Annotated in this window: 16 protein-coding genes; 5 read left to right on the forward strand and 11 right to left on the reverse strand. The window is 64.5% G+C overall.

Translation table 11 applies throughout. From position 1 onward, the window contains the following. Positions 1-173 precede the first annotated feature (173 nt). Entirely contained in the window at positions 174-1,103 is a 930-nt protein-coding gene (locus tag AC3A35_RS08260; RefSeq protein ID WP_487435560.1) for a LysR family transcriptional regulator, read from the reverse strand. Positions 1,104-1,221: 118 nt separating this feature from the next. Here AC3A35_RS08260 and AC3A35_RS08265 point away from each other — a divergent pair, with 118 nt between their 5' ends. The 3 genes from AC3A35_RS08265 (at position 1,222) to AC3A35_RS08275 (ending at position 4,394) form a co-directional block, all read left to right on the forward strand. Next, positions 1,222-2,250, forward strand: a complete 1,029-nt coding sequence (locus AC3A35_RS08265) for a Rieske 2Fe-2S domain-containing protein (protein WP_487435561.1) — start codon at positions 1,222-1,224, stop codon at positions 2,248-2,250. A gap of 4 nt (positions 2,251-2,254) precedes the next feature. Further along, positions 2,255-3,211: a PDR/VanB family oxidoreductase gene (locus AC3A35_RS08270; RefSeq protein WP_487435562.1), complete on the forward strand. Its 957-nt coding sequence runs from the start codon at positions 2,255-2,257 to the stop codon at positions 3,209-3,211. 124 nt (positions 3,212-3,335) lie between these two features. Continuing rightward, positions 3,336-4,394, forward strand: coding sequence for a TRAP transporter substrate-binding protein (locus AC3A35_RS08275; RefSeq protein ID WP_487435563.1), 1,059 nt, complete (start codon positions 3,336-3,338; stop codon positions 4,392-4,394). Between the two features lie 279 nt (positions 4,395-4,673). On the opposite strand, the gene AC3A35_RS08280 is transcribed toward AC3A35_RS08275, so the two are convergent. Together AC3A35_RS08280 and AC3A35_RS08285 are read right to left on the reverse strand one after the other, a co-directional pair. Beyond that, a complete protein-coding gene (locus AC3A35_RS08280; RefSeq protein ID WP_487435564.1) occupies positions 4,674-5,618 on the reverse strand; it encodes an electron transfer flavoprotein subunit alpha/FixB family protein in 945 nt (314 codons plus the stop codon). 1 nt (position 5,619) lies between these two features. Further along, a complete protein-coding gene (locus tag AC3A35_RS08285; protein WP_487435565.1) occupies positions 5,620-6,369 on the reverse strand; it encodes an electron transfer flavoprotein subunit beta/FixA family protein in 750 nt (249 codons plus the stop codon). 182 nt (positions 6,370-6,551) lie between these two features. Here AC3A35_RS08285 and AC3A35_RS08290 point away from each other — a divergent pair, with 182 nt between their 5' ends. After that, complete coding sequence (locus AC3A35_RS08290; RefSeq protein WP_487435802.1) at positions 6,552-7,142, forward strand: TetR/AcrR family transcriptional regulator; 591 nt, start codon at positions 6,552-6,554, stop codon at positions 7,140-7,142. 16 nt (positions 7,143-7,158) lie between these two features. On the opposite strand, the gene AC3A35_RS08295 is transcribed toward AC3A35_RS08290, so the two are convergent. The 8 genes from AC3A35_RS08295 to ppx form a co-directional block, all read right to left on the reverse strand. Continuing rightward, positions 7,159-7,929, reverse strand: a complete 771-nt coding sequence (locus tag AC3A35_RS08295; protein ID WP_487435566.1) for a TatD family hydrolase — start codon at positions 7,927-7,929, stop codon at positions 7,159-7,161. 22 nt (positions 7,930-7,951) lie between these two features. Further along, positions 7,952-8,752 (reverse strand): enoyl-CoA hydratase, encoded by an 801-nt coding sequence (locus tag AC3A35_RS08300; protein WP_487435567.1) that lies wholly within the window; start codon positions 8,750-8,752, stop codon positions 7,952-7,954. A gap of 96 nt (positions 8,753-8,848) precedes the next feature. Next, entirely contained in the window at positions 8,849-10,501 is a 1,653-nt protein-coding gene (locus tag AC3A35_RS08305; RefSeq protein ID WP_487435803.1) for an acyl-CoA synthetase, read from the reverse strand. A gap of 61 nt (positions 10,502-10,562) precedes the next feature. After that, entirely contained in the window at positions 10,563-11,183 is a 621-nt protein-coding gene (locus tag AC3A35_RS08310) for an ABC-type transport auxiliary lipoprotein family protein (RefSeq protein WP_487435568.1), read from the reverse strand. Between the two features lie 44 nt (positions 11,184-11,227). Then, a complete protein-coding gene (locus AC3A35_RS08315) occupies positions 11,228-12,175 on the reverse strand; it encodes an MlaD family protein (RefSeq protein WP_487435569.1) in 948 nt (315 codons plus the stop codon). A gap of 1 nt (position 12,176) precedes the next feature. Continuing rightward, positions 12,177-12,968 (reverse strand): ABC transporter ATP-binding protein, encoded by a 792-nt coding sequence (locus AC3A35_RS08320; protein WP_487435570.1) that lies wholly within the window; start codon positions 12,966-12,968, stop codon positions 12,177-12,179. Further along, the gene (locus AC3A35_RS08325) at positions 12,965-14,083 is read right to left on the reverse strand and encodes an MlaE family ABC transporter permease (protein ID WP_487435571.1); all 1,119 of its coding nucleotides are present in this window, start codon (positions 14,081-14,083) and stop codon (positions 12,965-12,967) included. The genes AC3A35_RS08320 and AC3A35_RS08325 overlap by 4 nt, the downstream gene beginning before the upstream one ends. A 6-nt stretch (positions 14,084-14,089) precedes the next feature. After that, positions 14,090-15,592: an exopolyphosphatase gene (gene ppx / locus AC3A35_RS08330; protein ID WP_487435572.1), complete on the reverse strand. Its 1,503-nt coding sequence runs from the start codon at positions 15,590-15,592 to the stop codon at positions 14,090-14,092. A 164-nt stretch (positions 15,593-15,756) separates the two neighbouring features. Here ppx and ppk1 point away from each other — a divergent pair, with 164 nt between their 5' ends. After that, a complete protein-coding gene (gene ppk1 / locus AC3A35_RS08335; protein WP_487435573.1) occupies positions 15,757-17,835 on the forward strand; it encodes a polyphosphate kinase 1 in 2,079 nt (692 codons plus the stop codon). Positions 17,836-17,859: the final 24 nt, after the last annotated feature.

Raw genomic sequence — 17,859 nt, forward strand, 5'->3', positions numbered from 1 at the left:
CGGCGATTTGTTGCGCGGTGCCGCACGCAAACCGGAGCCCGGCGATCGGGAACAGCACAAGGACGCACTTGCGGCGTGAAGCCAGAAAATAATCCATCGGACTGCAGCGCAAGCAGGCGCCCACGGAAACGGGCAGGCAACGGCGTTCGGCGCGCCTGCCTAAGTGGCACCCTTCATCGATCTTCGCCCAGATGCCACGCCTCTTCGCCCGAGAACAGGTCCTGGGTGACGCCACGCAGCCAGCGATTGGCCACGTCGTTGTGCTGGCGGCGGTGCCAGTACTGCTTGATGTCGAAGCTCGGCAGCGTCACCGGCGGGCGGAAGGTGCGGATGCCCGCGAGCTGGCTGAACATCTCGCCGACCGCCTCGGGGATGGTCACCACCATGTCGGTCGCCGCGACGACGAAGGGAATGCTCAGGAAGTGATGGGTCTGCAACTGCAGGCGGCGCTGGATGCCATGCTCCTTGAAATACTGCTCGACGATTTCCTGGCTGCGGCCCTCGGCGCGAATCGAGGCGTGCGGCAGGGCCAGGAACGCCGCCATGTCCATGCCGTCGCCCACGCCCGGATGGCCAGCGCGCGCGAGGCAGACAAAACCGTGCGAGAACAGGCGCTGCTGGAACATGTCCGAGCCGCGGGTGTCGGGAAAATAACCCATCATCAGGTCGAGTTCGCCGTTCTCCATCGCCAGCATCAGATCGCCCGGACGCCCGGCGAAGGTGCGGATATTGACCCCCGGCGCGACCCGCGTCAGGCGCTTGAGCAGCTTGGGCAGGAACACCATCTCGCCGAGGTCGGACATGCTCAGCGTGAAGGTGCGCGTCGAGCTTGCCGGATCGAAGGGCTGTACCGACAGCAGCTGGCCGCGCACCTGCTCCAGGATGGCCGCGATCGTCGGCGCCAGGCGCTCGGCCTCGGCGGTCGGCTGCATGCCGGTGCGCGTGCGGATGAAGAGCTGGTCGCCGAACTGTACGCGCAGCCGCTTGAGCGAATACGAAAAGGCCGGCTGGCTGAGACCGAGCGAGGTCGCCGCGCGGCCGACGTGCTGCTTCTGCCACAGCGCGCCGAAGATCCTCAGCAGGTTGAGATCGAAGTCATCCAAAATTTGGATCGTCCATATCAAAACTGATGGATTGTGCCTCATCGGCCTGCTGTTGAATCATGCGCTCACGCCCAGCCGATATCGAGCTGGCGACAGACAAACAGCCTGACAGGAGGAGATGATGGTCTTTCCGCTCAACCAATGGTACGTCGGCGCGTTCTCGTCGGAACTCGACACCCGCCCGCTCGCCCGTACCCTGCTCAACCAGCCGGTGGTGATGTTTCGCAACACCCGCGGCGAGGTCGGCGCGCTCGAAGACCGCTGCTGCCACCGCAACCTGCCACTGTCCTGCGGCACGGTCGAGGAAGCCGGCATCCGTTGCGGCTATCACGGCCTGCTGTTCGACGGCGGCGGCCGCTGCCTGGAGATCCCCGGCCAGGCCAGGGTGCCGGACAAGGCCCGCGTCGGCGCCTACCCGGTGCGCGAACAGGACCACATGATCTGGATCTGGTTTGGCGCCACGCCCGCCAGCGCGCCGGACTGCGAACCGCCGGCCTACCCGATCCACGACGACGCGCGCTACGAGTTCCGCGGCGGGGTGTATCACTACGACGCGCCGTGGCAGCTGATCCACGACAACCTGCTCGATCTCAGCCACCTCGGCTACGTGCATCTGAAGACTATCGGCGGCAACGCCCGCCTGCACATGAATGCGCCGACCACGGTCGAATCCGTTGGCGACAGCGTGCGCGTGGTGCGCCACATGCTCGATTCGGTACCACCCCCCACCTACACCGCCGCCTGGCCGCTGAAGGACCGCGTCGATCGCTGGCAGGAGATCGAGTTCCACCCGAGCCACCTGCGGATCTGGACCGGCGCGGTCGATGCCGGCACCGATGCGGTGACCGATCCCGCGCGCGGCGGCTTCCACATGCGCGGCCTGCACTGCATCACGCCGGAAACCGACACCAGCTGTCACTACCTGTGGACCATGGCGTCCAATCGCTGCACCGACCGGCCGTCCATCATCGACGAGGTCTACCGCCAGACCGCAGCCACCTTCGACGAGGACAAGACCGTGATCGAGGCGCAGTACGCCAACATGCGGCGCTTTCCGGGCAAGCCACAGATCGACATCCATGTGGACGCCGGCCCCAACCGCGCGCGGCGCATCATCGAGCGCCTGACCCAGGCCGCGGCGGGCTGAGACCATGCGCACCGACACCATCGCGGTCCGCGTCGTCGCGCTGCACGACGAGGCCGAGGACATCCGCGCGTTCACGCTGGCCGCGGCGGACGGCAGCGCCCTGCCCGCCTACGAGCCCGGCGCCCACATCGACCTGCACCTGCCCGACGGGCTCACCCGCCAGTATTCGCTGTGCGGCGCGGACCGCCACGACGGCCGCTACCGCATCGCGGTCAAGCGCGAGCCCGCCTCGCGTGGCGGCTCGCGACGACTGCACGAACAGGTGCGCACGGGCGATGTGCTGACCATCGGCCGCCCACGCTGTGCCTTTGCGCTGGCACCGTCGGCCGGTCGCCATCTGCTGCTCGCCGGCGGCATCGGCCTCACCCCGCTGCTGGCGATGGCCTACGAACTGGCCGCGCGCGGCGAAGACTTCCGCCTCGCCTGCTTCAGCCGCAGCCCGGCCAGCGTGGCCTTCGCCGCCGAGTTGCAGGCGCCGCCACTGGCCGGCCGGTGCGACATCCTGTGCGGCCTGTCGCCTGCCGAAAGCGCCACCGCCCTTGCCAGACTGCTGGCCACCGCGCCACCGGATGCGCATTGCTATACGTGCGGCCCCGCACCGTTCATGAACGCGGTGCGCGAACAGGCGCTCGTCACGCTGCCGGCGACACAGTTCCACCAGGAGTCGTTCGGCCCGATCGAGATCGGCAACGGATCGCGCTTCATCCTGCGCCTGCAGCGCAGCGGCCGCGAACTCGCGATCGGGGAGTCGCAGAGCGTGCTCGACGCGCTGCGTGCCGCCGGGGTCGAGATCGAGACCAGTTGCGAGGTCGGGGTCTGCGGCACCTGCGTGACCCGGGTGGTGGAAGGCTGCCCAGACCACCGCGACAGCTTCCTGAGCAGCGCCGAGCAGGCCGCCAATACCTGCTTCACGCCCTGCGTGTCGCGCTCGCGAACCCCGGTGCTGGTGGTGGACGCCTAGTCGCGGCCACGCACGACCCGAACCCATTCCAAGCACAAGCGGGCCACCACCTGCAAAGCCGGCAGCGGACGCAACCGCGCCGACATGCCCGGCACCCACAACCCGCCCCGACAGGAGACAAACCATGTCTTTCCCCCACACCGCCCGCTTCCGCCCGCTCGCCGGCCTTGCCGCGACGCTCGCCATTCTGAACACTTCCTTCGCCGCCGGCGCCGCAGAAGTGGTGCTCAAAGTCCATCACCAGCTGCCGCCCAGTTCAGGCACCCACAAGAACTTCATCGAACCCTGGTGCGCCAAGATCAAGGCCGAATCCGCCGGCCGCATCGAATGCCAGCTCTACCCGGCGATGACGTTGGGCGGCACCCCGGCGCAGCTCTACGACCAGGTGCGCGACGGCGTCGCCGACGTGGTGTGGACCATCCCCAGCTACCAGGCCAACCGCTTTCCGCTCACCGAAGTCTTTGACCTGCCCTTCATCACCGTTGATGGCGAGCGCAGCAGCCGGGTCGCCTGGGACATCCTGACGCGGCGTGCCAAGGACGAATACAAGCAGGTGCATCCGCTCGCCTTCCACGTCCACGATGGCGCCCAACTGCACACCAACGGCAGCCCGGTGCGCACCCTCGCCGACCTCAAGGGCCTGAAGATTCGCACCCCGACCCGCCTCGGCACGAAACTGCTCACCGCACTCGGCGCGGTGCCGATCGGCATGCCGGTGCCCCAGGTCACCGAGGCGCTGTCGCGCGGCGTGGTCGACGGTGCCCTGCTGCCGTGGGAAGTGATGCCCTCGCTCAAGCTGCACGAAGTGGTGAAGTACCACACCGAAACGGCCTCCCCGACCCCGATGCTCACCAACATGGTCTTCGTGCTGGCAATGAACAAGCGCCGCTACAACGCCCTGCCGCCCGAGCTGAAGCAGGTGATCGACGCCAACAGCGGCGCCGAGACTTCGGCCTGGGGCGGCCGTGTCCTCGACCAGGGCCGCGACGCGGCGCGTACGCTGGCACGGGAACGCGGCAACGCGATCGAGGTGCTGCCCGCCGACGAAGCCGGACGGTGGCAGCAGGCGAGCGCGCAGGTCGTCACCGAGTGGGTCAAGGAGACCGCTGCCAAGGGGTACGACGCCCAGGGGCTGCTCGACGAAGTACGGGGTGCATTGAGGAACGGCCCCGTCGGCGACTGAATGCCGAAGCTCACACCGAACTTCATGTCGATGTCCCCAGGGCGCCCGGCACTTCGTCGCAGATCAGGGCCCGCCGGGCGACTTCCCGGTAGAGCCCGGCCAGCTTGCCTGAATAGCGCGTGCACGGAAGGGCAGCCGGTGGTCACCGGCAAAGGCAGGCGCGGAGTACCGTGAAAAAAATGCCCACCTCGCCACAGACGCGGCGGGTGAGCGGAACAGGCGGGCAGAAGAGGATGAGGAGACTACCCGCCAGAGGAAGTACGCCCTGCCGGGCGGGGCTTACAGCGCCGCGCTCAGCTCCGGCACCAGCGCGAACAGATCGCCCACCAGTCCGTAGTCGGCGACCTGGAAGATCGGTGCCTCGGGGTCCTTGTTGATCGCCACGATCACCTTCGACTCCTTCATCCCGGCCAGGTGCTGGATCGCGCCCGAGATGCCGACCGCGATGTAGAGCTGGGGGGCGACGATCTTGCCGGTCTGGCCGACCTGGTAATCGTTGGGGACGTAGCCCGCATCGACCGCCGCACGGCTCGCGCCCAGCGCCGCGCCGAGCTTGTCGGCGAGCGGCTCGAGCAGCGCGTGGTAGTGCTCGCTGCTGCCCACGCCGCGCCCGCCGGAGACGATGATCTTGGCCGCGCCGAGTTCGGGCCGTGCACTCTTGACGATCTCGCGGCTCACCAGCGTGGCGAGACCGAGGTCGGCGCCGGCGGCGGCGGCTTCGATCGCGCCGCTGCCACCTTCGGCTGCGGCCGCTTCGAAGGCGGTGGTGCGCACGGTGATGACTTTCACCGCATCCGCGCTCCTGACCGTGGCCAGCGCGTTGCCGGCATAGATCGGGCGCACGAAGGTGTCCGCCCCTTCGACCGCGACGATGTCGCTGATCTGGGCCACGTCGAGCAGCGCCGCGACCCGCGGCAGCATGTTCTTGCCCGCGCCGGTGGAAGGCGCCAGCACGTGGCCATAGCCCGCGGCGGAGTCCTTGACCAGGCCCTTGACCAGTTCGGCGACGTTCTCCGCAGTCTGGGATTCGAGGTGCGGGGCGTCGGCGACCAGCACCTTGGCCACCCCGGCGATCCTGGCGGCGGCGTCGGCCGCGGCGGCGCAGTTCGCGCCGGCCACCAGCAGGTGGATCTCGCTGCCGATCGCGACGGCGGCACTGACGGTGTTGAGGGTGGCGGCCTTGATGGCCTGGTTGTCGTGTTCGGCTATGACCAGGATTGCCATGTCAGATCACCTTCGCTTCGTTCTTGAGTTTGTCGATCAGCTGCGCGACATCGGGCACGCGCACCCCGGCGCTGCGCTTCGGGGGCTCGGTGACCTTGAGCGTGGTCAGGCGCGGGGCGACGTCGACGCCCAGTTCGGCCGGTTTCACGGTGTCGAGCGGCTTTTTCTTCGCCTTCATGATGTTGGGCAGGGTGGCGTAGCGCGGCTCATTGAGGCGCAGGTCGGTGGTGACCACCGCCGGCAGCTTGATCGCAAGTGTTTCGAGCCCGCCGTCGATCTCGCGCGTCACCTTGGCCTGGCCATCCTCGAGCGCCAGCTTGGAGGCGAAGGTCGCCTGCGGCCAGCCCAAGAGTGCCGCGAGCATCTGGCCGGTCTGGTTGGCGTCGTCGTCGATCGCCTGCTTGCCGCAGATCACCAGCGCCGGGCCTTCCTGGTCGCACAGGGCTTTGAGCAGCTTGGCCACCGCCAGCGGCTGCAGTTCGACATCCGTTTCAACGAGGATGCCGCGGTCGGCGCCGATCGCCATCGCCGCGCGCAGCGTTTCCTGACAGGCGATGACGCCGCAGCTCACCGCCACCACCTCGGTGGCAACCCCCGCTTCGCGCAGCCGCACCGCCTCTTCCACCGCGATCTCGTCGAACGGGTTCATGCTCATCTTCACGTTGGCGATGTCCACCCCGCTGCCGTCCGCCTTCACGCGGACCTTCACGTTGTAGTCAACCACGCGTTTGACCGGGACCAGTATCTTCAATGTCGCGCTCCTTTGTATGTTCGTTGTCTCCACGCTCGACCGGGTACAGTCGAATCGGGTCATTATGTCACCGCGGGTGCCCAATGACACCCTTCCGGAATGCCCGCGAGAGCTCATCCATACGGCTCGGTATGGCTTGCATACGGTAGCGTATGGACGAAGAATCGTCAATACTATTCCGTATGGAGACAAACCCCAATAAACCACGCATCCAGCTCGACCGCAACGCCTGGGTCAATGCTGCCACCGAGATTCTTGCCGAGGAAGGCATCGCCGGCCTGCGGGTCGAGGTGTTGGCCAAGCGTTTAAAGGTTACGAAAGGCAGCTTCTACTGGCATTTCCAGGATCGTCGAGATCTTCTGATCGCCGTCCTGCAGCAATGGAAGGATGGCCGGATTCGCGACATCATCAAGCAGACAACGGCCGAAAAGGGCAACGAACTTGCCCAGATCTATCACGTCATCGACGTCTACAGCACCAACCGTAGCCGTCGCGGCATGATGATCGAACTGGCCGTACGTGACTGGGCCCGCCGTGATGCGGAAGCAGGGGCAATCGTCGCCGAGGTGGACGATGTGCGCTTACGCTGCGCCCGCGCCCTGTTTCTTGCCTGCGGCGTACCGATGGAGGAGGCCTCCAGTCGCTGCATGTTGCTCTACGCCTATGTATTTGGCGTATCGTTGATGATCTACGAGAAGTTCGACACCGATGTGGCCCGACTCAAGCGCGACATCGCCGACCTGATCGCCCGCTCGGCTCACGCAACCGTCTGATTCGGGCGAAGTACCATCAGCCCGGCCGGATCGCCGGCAAGGCCGCGACCGCGTTGCGTCCGGTCGCGTCGATCACTTCTTCGACCGATAGACCCCGCAGATCGGCCAGCACCTGTGCATAACGCACCAGATTGGCCGGTTCGTTGCGCCGCCCCTGCCCCCAGGCCGGAGCCATATCGGGCGCATCGGTCTCGAGTACGATCGCCTCCAGCGGCAATTCGGTCGCCAGCCGCCGGATACGCCGCGAGCCCTCGAAGCTCATCGCTCCACCAAATCCGAGCTTGAAACCCAACCCAATGAAAGCATCTGCCTGTTGCCGGCTGCCGTTGAAGGCATGTGCGATGCCGCCGCACACTGTGATCCGCCGCAGCTGCTTGAGTACCTCGTCTTGAGCACGTCGCAGATGAATGATCACCGGCAGTTCGAAACGCTGAGCCAGGTGCAACTGCGCGGCAAGAAATTGCAACTGCCGATCCGGGTCGACATCGCCCACATAATGATCGAGCCCGATCTCGCCTACCGCCACGCATCCGCCGGCCTGCAGTCTGGCTTCCAGCAACCCGAGATCGGCATCCGCGGCGTCACCGACATACAGTGGATGAATGCCGAATGCCGCATGGACATCGGGATTCTCTTCGGCCAGGGCAGCGACCCGGGCAAAACTGTCGCGGTCCACGGCAGGCACCACGAAACCACCAATACCCGCCGCACGACACGCGGCCAACACCCCGTCGCGGTCGGCATCGAACTCGGCCGCATCGAGGTGCAGGTGGGTATCGATCAGCATGATCGACGCCGTTGTTGCCCGTTCAGCGCCCCACCCACTCGGGTTTGCGCTTGGCTACAAAGGCATCGATGCCTTCCGCGGCGTCATCGGTCATCATGTTGCACGCCATGGTCTCGGCCGCCATCTGGTAGGCCGCATCCATGCCCATTTCCAGTTGGCGATAGAACATCTGTTTGCCCATTCCGATCGCCAGCGGCGATTTACTTACGATGGCTGCGGCAAGGCGCGCAACCTCCTCATCAAGGTGCTCGAGCGGCACCACCCGGTTGATCAGGCCGCGGCGCTGTGCCTCGTGCGCATCGATGAAGTCTCCGGTAACGAGCATCTCGAACGCCTGCTTGCGCCCCATGTTGCGCGACAGACCGACGCTGGGCGTGGCGCAGAACAGACCGACATTGATACCGGACACGGCAAAACGCGCCACGTCCGAAGCGACCGCCAGATCGCACATCGATACCAGCTGGCAACCGGCCGCGGTCGCAATGCCGTGGATGCGGGCGATGACCGGTTGTGGCATCTCGGTGAGTTTCATCATGAACTTGCCGCACAGCCGGAACAGCTCCTGCTGAAACGCGAGCGTGTGATTGCCGCGCATTTCCTTCAAGTCGTGACCGGCGCAAAATGCCTTGCCCTCGCCAGCCAGTACCACCACACGTACGCTGCTGTCGCGCGCGATGGCATCGATCTCGGCGATCAAGGCATCGAGCATCGGCTTGGACAACGAATTGAACTGCGACGGGCGGTTCAACGTCAGGGTGGTGACGCCGGCCTCGTCGCGACGCATCAGCATGGGTGCATCGGCCTGCAGTGAGATGGCGCTCATGTCTCTTCCTTTTTGTTTACGTTAACGTCAACGGATGCCCATGGTAACGCGAACGTTCCACGCGGACCATCCGGCACGCATCAAACGCAAACGCACCTATTCGAACGAAGCGGTGGATCGGGCCTGCTCACGTAGCACGAATTTCTGGATCTTTCCGGTCGAGGTCTTCGGCAACGCGCAGAACACGACTTTCTTCGGCACCTTGAAGCCCGCGAGATGCTCGCGGCAATGCGCCCTGATCTCATCCTCGGTGGCGGTATATCCGTCCCGGAGTTCGATGAAGGCACACGGCACCTCGCCCCACTTTTCGTCGGGTGCCGCGACCACCGCTGCAGCCATCACCGCAGGGTGCCGATACAAGGCATCCTCGACCTCGATCGACGAGATGTTCTCGCCCCCGGAGATGATCACGTCCTTGGAGCGGTCCTTGATCTTCACATATCCATCGGGCTGCATGACGGCGAGATCACCTGTGTGATACCACCCTCCGCGGAAGGATTCCGCGGTGGCCTTCTCGTTCTTCAGGTAGCCCTTCATCACCAGATTGCCGCGGAACATGATCTCGCCCATGGTCTCGTTGTCCCAGGGCACCGGCTCCATGGTCTCCGGATCAAGCACCGTGATCCCTTCCTGGGCGTGATAGCGCACCCCCTGGCGACCATTTTTCACCACCTGCTCCGCCAGCGGCAGATCGGCCCATTCGTCATGTTTGGCGCACACCGCCGCCGGGCCGTAAGTTTCCGTCAATCCGTACACATGGGTGAGGTCGAAGCCGATCTGCGCCATCCCCTCGATCACCGCCGCCGGAGGCGGTGCTGCTGCAACCAGGCCGGCCACCTTGTGATTGATCCCCTTGCGCCACTCCTGCGGGGCATTGGCCAGCATCGAATGCACGATCGGCGCACCACAATAATGAGTGACCTTGTGCTCGCGGATCGCGTCGAAGATCAGCCGCGGCTCCACTCTGCGCAAACACACATTGAGGCCGGAGTTGGCCGCCATCGTCCACGTGAAGCACCAGCCGTTGCAATGGAACATCGGCAGCGTCCACAGATACACCGCATGTGGCGGCATGCCCCATGAAACGATGTTGGACATCGAATTCAGATATGCGCCGCGATGGTGATAGACCACACCCTTCGGATTGCCGGTGGTGCCCGAGGTGTAGTTGAGCGAGATCGCGTCCCACTCGTCGCCGGGTTGCTCGAAAACGAAATCCGGACTGCCAGTGGCGAGCACCGATTCGTACTCCAGGCTTCCGACGCGTTCGCCGGGCCCTGTGTACTCCGGGTCGTCCACATCGATCACGATCATGTCGGGCCGATTGGCCAGCTCAATCGCCTTCCTGACCATGCGCGAATATTCGCGATCGGTGATCAGGACCTTCGACTCGCCATGATTGAGGATGAAGGCCACACCTTCGGCATCGAGTCGGGTGTTGATCGTATTCAAGACGCCGCCACAGGCCGGCACACCGAAATGGCACTCGAACATCTCGGGCGTGTTGTTCAGAATCACGCCGACGGTATCGTTCTTGTCCACTCCGAGTTGTTTCAGCGCAGAAGCGAGCCGACGACTGCGCGTGTAGCACTCCAGCCAGGTGTAGCGGCGGCGGCCATGGATGACCGCCAGTCGATCGGGATAGATGTACGCGCTGCGCTCGAGGAAGGTCAGCGGCGTGAGTGGAACATGATTTGCGGCATTCTTCTCGAGGCCCACATCGTAGGGCGACTGCTTGCTCTCGGCCATCATTGCTCCCATTGAAAACGGTCTACTCGTGATGCCGTCGCCATGCGTCCACGGTCACCATTCACGCACGACAGGCTGTGCTCCTATTCAACCCCTGTGCACGCGCCCGGTCAAGCTCGGTCAGCCACTGCGACAGCGCTACCGAAAACGCCTCGGCCAGTTCCCGATACGCAACGACACCGCCCTCCGCAGTGGGGGGGGTGGCGCGCTGCGACAGCCTGAACTCCTTGCGCGCCAACGCCGCCTCGGTGCGCGCCGGCAACCAGCTGGCGCGGGCGACGATATCCACCCGACTGGCGTCCTCCGATCCAAAAACCTGGATGAATTCGTCGAGCTCGATGCGCAGTCTGCACTCGCTGGTGCTCGTACCATTGCTGCGAATGGCGCGGTCGAGCGTTCGTGCCAGCAGCTCGGGCGGCTTGGCCGCCCACCGACTATCGGCAAACGCGCGCCGACGCAGCGGTTGATCCCACTCGAGCCGATATTGCATTGCCCTGACCTCCAGCCAGGTCGGTGCCAGAAACTGAATCTGGGATGGCACCGCCTCGGCCGGCAATGGCTGGGCGGCAACCAGCCCGAGGTCGTAGATGGCGACCGGTTTGGGCGGGATGCCGATGCCGTTGCAGGCGCCCAACAGCATGATCGAGGTCAACAGGATGAATTGGCTCAGGAAGCGTTGCATGGTGTCTCGTAACTGTTTCGGGATTGCGACGGTTGGCGAGGTGCCTACGGCGCCTCGCGGCGCTGAAAGCCGGGCTCACCGGGTCCCGGAATACGGTCGGCAGGGCCGGTAAGCAAGACTTGCGGAGTGGTCTCGACCTCCTCGACCAAACGCCCGATTCGACGTGAGGTGACGGTCAGTTCGCGCAGCAGTTCGTTCAGCTTCGGCAGGGTGCCATCGATCAGACCATCGCCGGCGGCCACCGCAGCGCGATCGACCCGCTCCGCCATTCCCGACACGCGCTCGAGCAATGCGCGCAGTTCGACCACTGCCGGCTCGGCCGCACCGGTTGTGCGTTCGAGGTTCTCCAGTGTTTCCGAGAGTCGCGCGACGTTGTCGTCGCTGAACGCCGCCTTGATCGCGGCCAGCGTGGCGGGCGCATCGCCAAAAGTCTGATCGATACCCGCGATTGCCGACTCCAGTCGCTCGAGCGACACCCGGAGACGTTCGGCATTGGTATCGTTGAACAACACCGAGATGCGGTCGGCGACCTCCTTGAACTGCTTCGCCGCGGCCAGCGCACTGTCCGCAATCTGATCCATCAGACCGGCCTCGAGCACGATCCGGGGCAGATCTCCGCTCTCGCCCTGCAACGGCGTCGTATCCGTTCCGCGTTCATCGAGTTGCACGTACGCCAGTCCGGTCACGCCCTGGGTACCCAATGAGGCACGGGTACTGCGCGTCACCGGCAGGTCGGCACGGATACGGATCTGCACCAGGATCTTCCGCGGGTCTTCGGGGTCGATCCGGATGTCGCTGACACTTCCGGCCGAGATACCGCGATAGCGCACTCTGGCCTCGACATTGAGTCCGTCGACCGAGCTGTCGGACACCAGCAGGTAGTCACGGGTGGCCTCCCGGTCCTCCGCGAACCACCACAGTGCAAGGACGAGCGCAATCCCCATGAAAATAGCGAACAAACCGGTCGCGATCGCGTGGGCTCGGTTCTCCATATCAGCTCTCTCCCCGGGCCCGCGCAAGTGCACGGCGGCCCTGTTCGCCATGGAAGAAGCGCTCGATGAAGGGGTGATGCACCTCCAGCGTATCTTCCAGTGCGGCGTAACTCACAATTTTCCGATCGGCCAGTACCGCGACCTTGCTCGACATCGCGGCGAGGGTGTCCAGATCATGCGTGACCAGCACCACGGTCAGCCCGAGTTCGCGCCGCAGGGCGAGGATCAGCTGCACGAAGCTCGAACTGCGATCGGGGTCCAATCCCGCGGTCGGTTCATCCAGCAGCAGGAGCTCGGGTTCCAGAGCCAGGGCGCGCGCGAGCGCGACACGCTTGACCATGCCGCCGGACAATTCGGCGGGCATCAACAGCGCATGTTGCGGCTCCATCTCGACCATCGCCAGCTTCAGAGCGACCAGTTGCCGGATTTCGTCCTCGGTGGCAACACGTTCCTCCCGGACCGGAAAGGCGATGTTCTCGCCCACGTTGAAGGCCGAAAACAAGGCGCCTTGCTGAAACAACACACCAAACCGCCGTCTGCGCGCAATCTGCTCATGGACTGATCCGCCATGCAGGGGTTCGCCGAACAGACTCACGGTGCCTGCCACAGGCCGGGTCAGACCAATGATATGACGTAGCAGCGTCGTCTTTCCACTGCCCGAACCGCCCACCAGGGCCACGATCTCGCCGCGCGCGATATCCAGATCGATACCGTCATGGACGAGGTTGCGACCGAACCGTGTCACCACGCCCGCGAGGGAGATCACCGGACCCGATTCAGCACCGGCGTTCACAACGGCACCCCGATCGAGCGCGTGGCAATGGCGAACAATGCGTCGGCAAGAATCACGATGGTGATGGCCGACACCACCGAAGCCGTGGTGTTGGCCGACAGGCTTTCGGTATTGGGCCGCACACGCAGACCGAAGTGGCAGGCTACCAGCGCTATCAGCAAACCGAACACGGCGCCTTTGGCCAGGGCGATAAAGACATTGGCAATCGGGACGACCCTGGGCAGGGTCGCGAGAAAGAAATCGAAACTCAGCCCGAGTTCGATCCAGGCCGACACCATACCGCCAAACAACGCAACCGCCGAGGTCCACATCACCAGCAACGGCATTGCCAGCGTCAGCGCCAGGACCTTGGGCAGGATCAGGCGCTGGGTTCGCGACACGCCCATCGCGGCCAGGGCATCGATCTCTTCGGTCACCCGCATCACCCCGAGTTGCGCGGTCATTGCCGAACCCGAGCGCCCGGCGACCAACACCGAAACCAGTACCGGGCCGAGTTCGCGGATGATGCCGAGCCCAAGGATATCGACGATGAAGATATCCGCGCCGAAGGCCTTCAGTTGCAGCGCCGAAAGATAGGACAGCACCACCCCGATCAGGAAGCCGACCAGCGCAGTCACCGGCATGGCCTTGACCCCGACCTTGAACAGGTTGGCCGAGATCTCGAGCAACGGCCATTCGCGCGGATGCCGGATCAGGTGCGCGACATCGAGGCATAGCTGCCCGAGCAGGGCGACAAAGGCGAGCGCATGGTCGCGAAAGCCAAACACGCCGCGCCCCAGACCGGCGAGCGCATCGAGTACGGTGTAGGCCGGCGGGGCCGGCAACAGGTTGGCGGTAGCAGTCGCTACGCGCTCGATCGTCACCCGGTGGGGGCCTGACACCTCGATGTCGGCCGGCCAGCGCTGTCCCCAGGCACCCCATAACAGGCTCGCCCCGAAGCTGTCGATACGACCCAGGTCATCAAGATTCCAGCGCGCATCCGCCGGCAGGGTCCGCAGCAACACCCGGATCGAACGGATATGTGGCGACAGCGCACGGAGCGTCCAGTCGCCGCGTACGCACCACAGCCCGGATGCCGGGTCGGCAGCAATCACGGGCTGGGTAATGCGGACCATCCGGGCTCAGGCTGGCAGCGGACGGCTGCTGATCGAGCGTACGTAAAGGCCGCGCCCCACCGACATCCACTGCCGTTGCTCCTCATCGAGCGCAGCCGCCGTCAAGGGGAGTTTGTGCAACCAACCCGCCGGCGTATTGACCGAAAACCCCCGGCCCTCGCGCGCCATGGTGATCGGCGGCACCCCGCGGGAATCGCGCGCACGATGGATGACCACCGCCAGACGCAGGCAGGCGATCAAGAGCCAGTCCGAACTTGCCGGATCGATCGCGGCAACACGTTCGAGCTTGCCGCGATGGGCCAGCACGATACGCGACAGCCGTCCCTGGTCCATGCGCGAAAAACCGGGCATATCGGCATTGGCCAGGATGTAGGCGCTGTGCTTGTGATAGCTGGAGTGCGCCACCGAGATTCCGATCTCGTGCAACAGCGCCGCCCAGCGCAGAAAGCGGCGATCGGGGTGATCGGACTGGGTGGCCGCCGGATCGAGTTGCTCCAGCAGATGACAGGCCGTCGCGGCAACCTGATCCGCCTGCTTCGTATCCACCCGGTAGCGACTGACAAACGCAGTCACGGTCGCATCGCGCAGATCATGGTGGTGATAGCGCCCCAGCAGATCGTAGAGCACGCCCTGACGCAGCGCCCCTTCGGAAAACTCCATGCGTTCCAGACCGAACTCCTTGAACACGGCACTCATGATTGCGAAGCCGCCGAGGATGACCGGTATCCGGTCGCCCTTCAGCCCGGGAATATCCAGCGCTTCGATGTGGCCGGCCCGCAGAAAGATCGTCCTGAGCTTCTCGAGCCCGTCGCGGGTGATTCCGCCGGGCGATAGACCGTTCTGCTCCAGCACCTCGAGCAAGGCCTTGGCCGAGCCACTCGAGCCCACTGCTTCTTCCCAGCCCGTTTCGCGATAGACATGGGCGATTGCCTGCAGTTCGCGTCGTGCGGCCAGTTCTGCTTCCTTAAGGCCGCGCTTGTCGACCTGACCGTCCGGAAAGTACTTCAGGCTGTACCCGACGCACCCCATGTAGAGTGATTCGAGCAACAGCGGCTCAAAGCTCTTGCCGATGATGAACTCGGTCGATCCGCCGCCGATATCCACCACCAACTGCTGTTTGTGCGGGTCGGGCAAGGTGTGGGCGACACCGACGTAAATCAGCCGCGCCTCCTCGCGCCCGGCGATGACCTCGATCGGAAAACCCAACGCAGCCTCGGCCCGAATCAGAAACTCGGACGCATTCTTGGCCACGCGCAGGGTGTTGGTCGCCACCACCCGAACCGCATCCGGGGAAAATCCGCTAAGGCGCTCGTTGAAGCGTTGCAGCGCAGCGACCCCACGCTGCTGGGACGCCATGTCCAGCCACTTCTCAGGCGACAGCCCGGCGGCCAGGCGCACAGGGTCCTTCAACCCATCAAGCGGGTAGATCTGGTCGTTGACGATACGCCCGACCTGGAGGCGAAAACTGTTGGAACCGAGGTCAATCGCGGCGATCAAGTCTTGCATCATGGTGGGCAGGTGGCTGCGCCCCGAAAGCGCCGGAAAGGCTGCATTCTAGCATCTGCACCGGCGCAGCCATGTTTCTCTAAAATACTTGAACTGACACCGCTTTTGTCATTGAAATGAAATGGAAATGTCACATAATCACGTGATGGCACTTCAGTGGAACAAACATGTACAGACCGGCCAATAACACCAATTTCCCTACCGAACACTTCATCAATCGCGAACTCTCCCTGCTGCAGTTCCAGCGCAGGGTGCTTGCCCAGGCCGCAGACGAGACCGTGCCGCTGCTCGAACGCCTGCGCTTTCTGTGCATCGTATCCAGCAATCTCGACGAGTTCTTCGAAATCCGCGTCTCGGGGATCAAGGAGCAGATCCGACTCGGCAGTCACGCCTCGGGCAACGACGGCATTGCGCCTACAGAACTCCTGGCCCGGGTCAGCACCGAAGTGCACCAGATCATCGCCGAGCAGTACAGCCTGCTCAACGACAACATCCTGCCCGCGCTCGCCGCCGAAGAAGTCGTGTTTCTGCGCCGCAGCGTATGGAACGATGCACAGCGCGCCTGGATCAGGGAGTATTTTCATCGCGAGGTGATGCCGGTCCTCACCCCGATCGGGCTCGATCCAGCACACCCATTCCCGCGTGTGCTCAACAAGAGCCTCAACTTTGCGGTCGAACTCGAGGGCCGCGACGCGTTCGGGCGTGATTCGGGTGCCGCCATCGTGCAGGCGCCGCGCGCCCTGCCCCGCGTGATCCGCCTTCCGGATGCGATCGGCGATCACGCCTACACTTTCGTCTTCCTGTCGTCCGTGCTCCATGCGCACGTGGGCGAGCTGTTCAGTGGCATGAACGTGCTCGGCTGCTACCAGTTCCGGGTCACCCGCAACTCGGATCTGTTCGTCGACGAGGAAGAGGTCAAGGACCTGCGCGCATCGCTCAAGGGCGAGTTGCAGCAGCGCCATTTCGGCGATGCGGTTCGGCTCGAGGTGGCGGACAACTGTTCGGAGGACATGGCCAGCTTCCTTCTGCAGCACTTCCGCCTCGGTCGCACCGATCTTTACCGCACCCCCGGCATCGTCAACCTCGTCCGCCTGATGCAGGTGCCCGACTGGGTCGAACGGCCGGATCTCAAATATGGCTCTTTCCAGCCCGGCCTGCCCAAGCTGCTGGACAAGCGCCATGACATCTTCGCCGCCATCCGCAGCCAGGACATCCTGCTCCACCACCCGTTCCAGAGCTTCGCCCCGGTGATCGACCTGCTGCAGGCGGCGGCGGACGACCCTCAGGTGGTCGCGATCAAGATGACGGTATACCGCACCGGTACCGATTCGGTATTGATGGAACATCTGTCGCGCGCCGCGCAGAAAGGCAAGGAGGTCACCGTCGTCCTCGAACTGATGGCACGCTTCGACGAGGAGGCAAACATCTCCTGGGCCAACCGCCTGGAAGAAGTCGGCGTCCACGTGGTATATGGCGTGTTCGGTTACAAGGTGCACGCCAAGCTGCTGATGCTCGTGCGCCGCGAGGAGGACGGCCTGCGTCGTTACCTTCACCTTGGAACCGGCAACTACCATCCGCGCACCACCCGCTTCTATACCGATTTCGGCCTGCTCACCTGCAACGAGGAAATCGGCGAGGACGTGGCCAACGTCTTCAAGCAACTCACCGGGCTGGGCAAGGCGACCACGCTGGCCCACCTCTGGCAGGCGCCGTTCTCGCTTCAACCCAACGTCGTCGCCGCGATCAAGCGCGAAGCGGAGATTGCCGCTGCCGGACGGCGCGGGCGCATCATTGCCAAGATGAACGCCCTGCTCGAACCGGAAACCATCGAAGCGCTGTACCAGGCATCGCAGGCCGGCGTCGAAGTCGATCTCATCATCCGCGGCCCCTGCGCACTGCGTCCCGGGGTGCCCGGCCTGTCGGACAACATCCGCGTACGCTCGGTGATCGGCCGTTTCCTCGAGCATCACCGTATCTTCCACTTCCATGCCGACGGCGAGGACCAGATGTATCTGTCGAGCGCGGACTGGATGGACCGCAACTTCTTTCGCCGCATCGAGATCGCCTTCCCGGTGCTCGACCCGCGCCTCAAGCGACGGGTGATGAAGGAAGGTTTGCGCCCCTACCTCGGCGACAACTGTCAGTCGTGGGAAATGCTGCCCAGCGGCAGCTACCGGCGCAAGACGCCGCGGGGTACGCGGCGGGCGGCGCAACTCATCCTGCTTGGAGAACTGTCTGCAGGCTGAGGCATCGTTCGGCGCCAGGCCTGC

This window comes from Azoarcus sp. Soil_N_20 (genome assembly GCF_057656155.1).

What these genes read in the sequence shown, in the direction of transcription:
- AC3A35_RS08265 (WP_487435561.1), top strand. Translation starts at nt 1,222, where the DNA reads ATGATGGTCTTTCCGCTCAACCAATGGTACGTCGGCGCGTTCTCGTCG.
- AC3A35_RS08270 (WP_487435562.1), top strand. Translation starts at nt 2,255, where the DNA reads ATGCGCACCGACACCATCGCGGTCCGCGTCGTCGCGCTGCACGACGAG.
- AC3A35_RS08275 (WP_487435563.1), top strand. Translation starts at nt 3,336, where the DNA reads ATGTCTTTCCCCCACACCGCCCGCTTCCGCCCGCTCGCCGGCCTTGCC.
- AC3A35_RS08280 (WP_487435564.1), bottom strand. Translation starts at nt 5,618, where the DNA reads ATGGCAATCCTGGTCATAGCCGAACACGACAACCAGGCCATCAAGGCC.
- AC3A35_RS08290 (WP_487435802.1), top strand. Translation starts at nt 6,552, where the DNA reads ATGGAGACAAACCCCAATAAACCACGCATCCAGCTCGACCGCAACGCC.
- AC3A35_RS08295 (WP_487435566.1), bottom strand. Translation starts at nt 7,929, where the DNA reads ATGCTGATCGATACCCACCTGCACCTCGATGCGGCCGAGTTCGATGCC.
- AC3A35_RS08300 (WP_487435567.1), bottom strand. Translation starts at nt 8,752, where the DNA reads ATGAGCGCCATCTCACTGCAGGCCGATGCACCCATGCTGATGCGTCGC.
- AC3A35_RS08305 (WP_487435803.1), bottom strand. Translation starts at nt 10,501, where the DNA reads ATGGCCGAGAGCAAGCAGTCGCCCTACGATGTGGGCCTCGAGAAGAAT.
- AC3A35_RS08310 (WP_487435568.1), bottom strand. Translation starts at nt 11,183, where the DNA reads ATGCAACGCTTCCTGAGCCAATTCATCCTGTTGACCTCGATCATGCTG.
- AC3A35_RS08315 (WP_487435569.1), bottom strand. Translation starts at nt 12,175, where the DNA reads ATGGAGAACCGAGCCCACGCGATCGCGACCGGTTTGTTCGCTATTTTC.
- AC3A35_RS08325 (WP_487435571.1), bottom strand. Translation starts at nt 14,083, where the DNA reads ATGGTCCGCATTACCCAGCCCGTGATTGCTGCCGACCCGGCATCCGGG.
- ppx (WP_487435572.1), bottom strand. Translation starts at nt 15,592, where the DNA reads ATGATGCAAGACTTGATCGCCGCGATTGACCTCGGTTCCAACAGTTTT.
- ppk1 (WP_487435573.1), top strand. Translation starts at nt 15,757, where the DNA reads ATGTACAGACCGGCCAATAACACCAATTTCCCTACCGAACACTTCATC.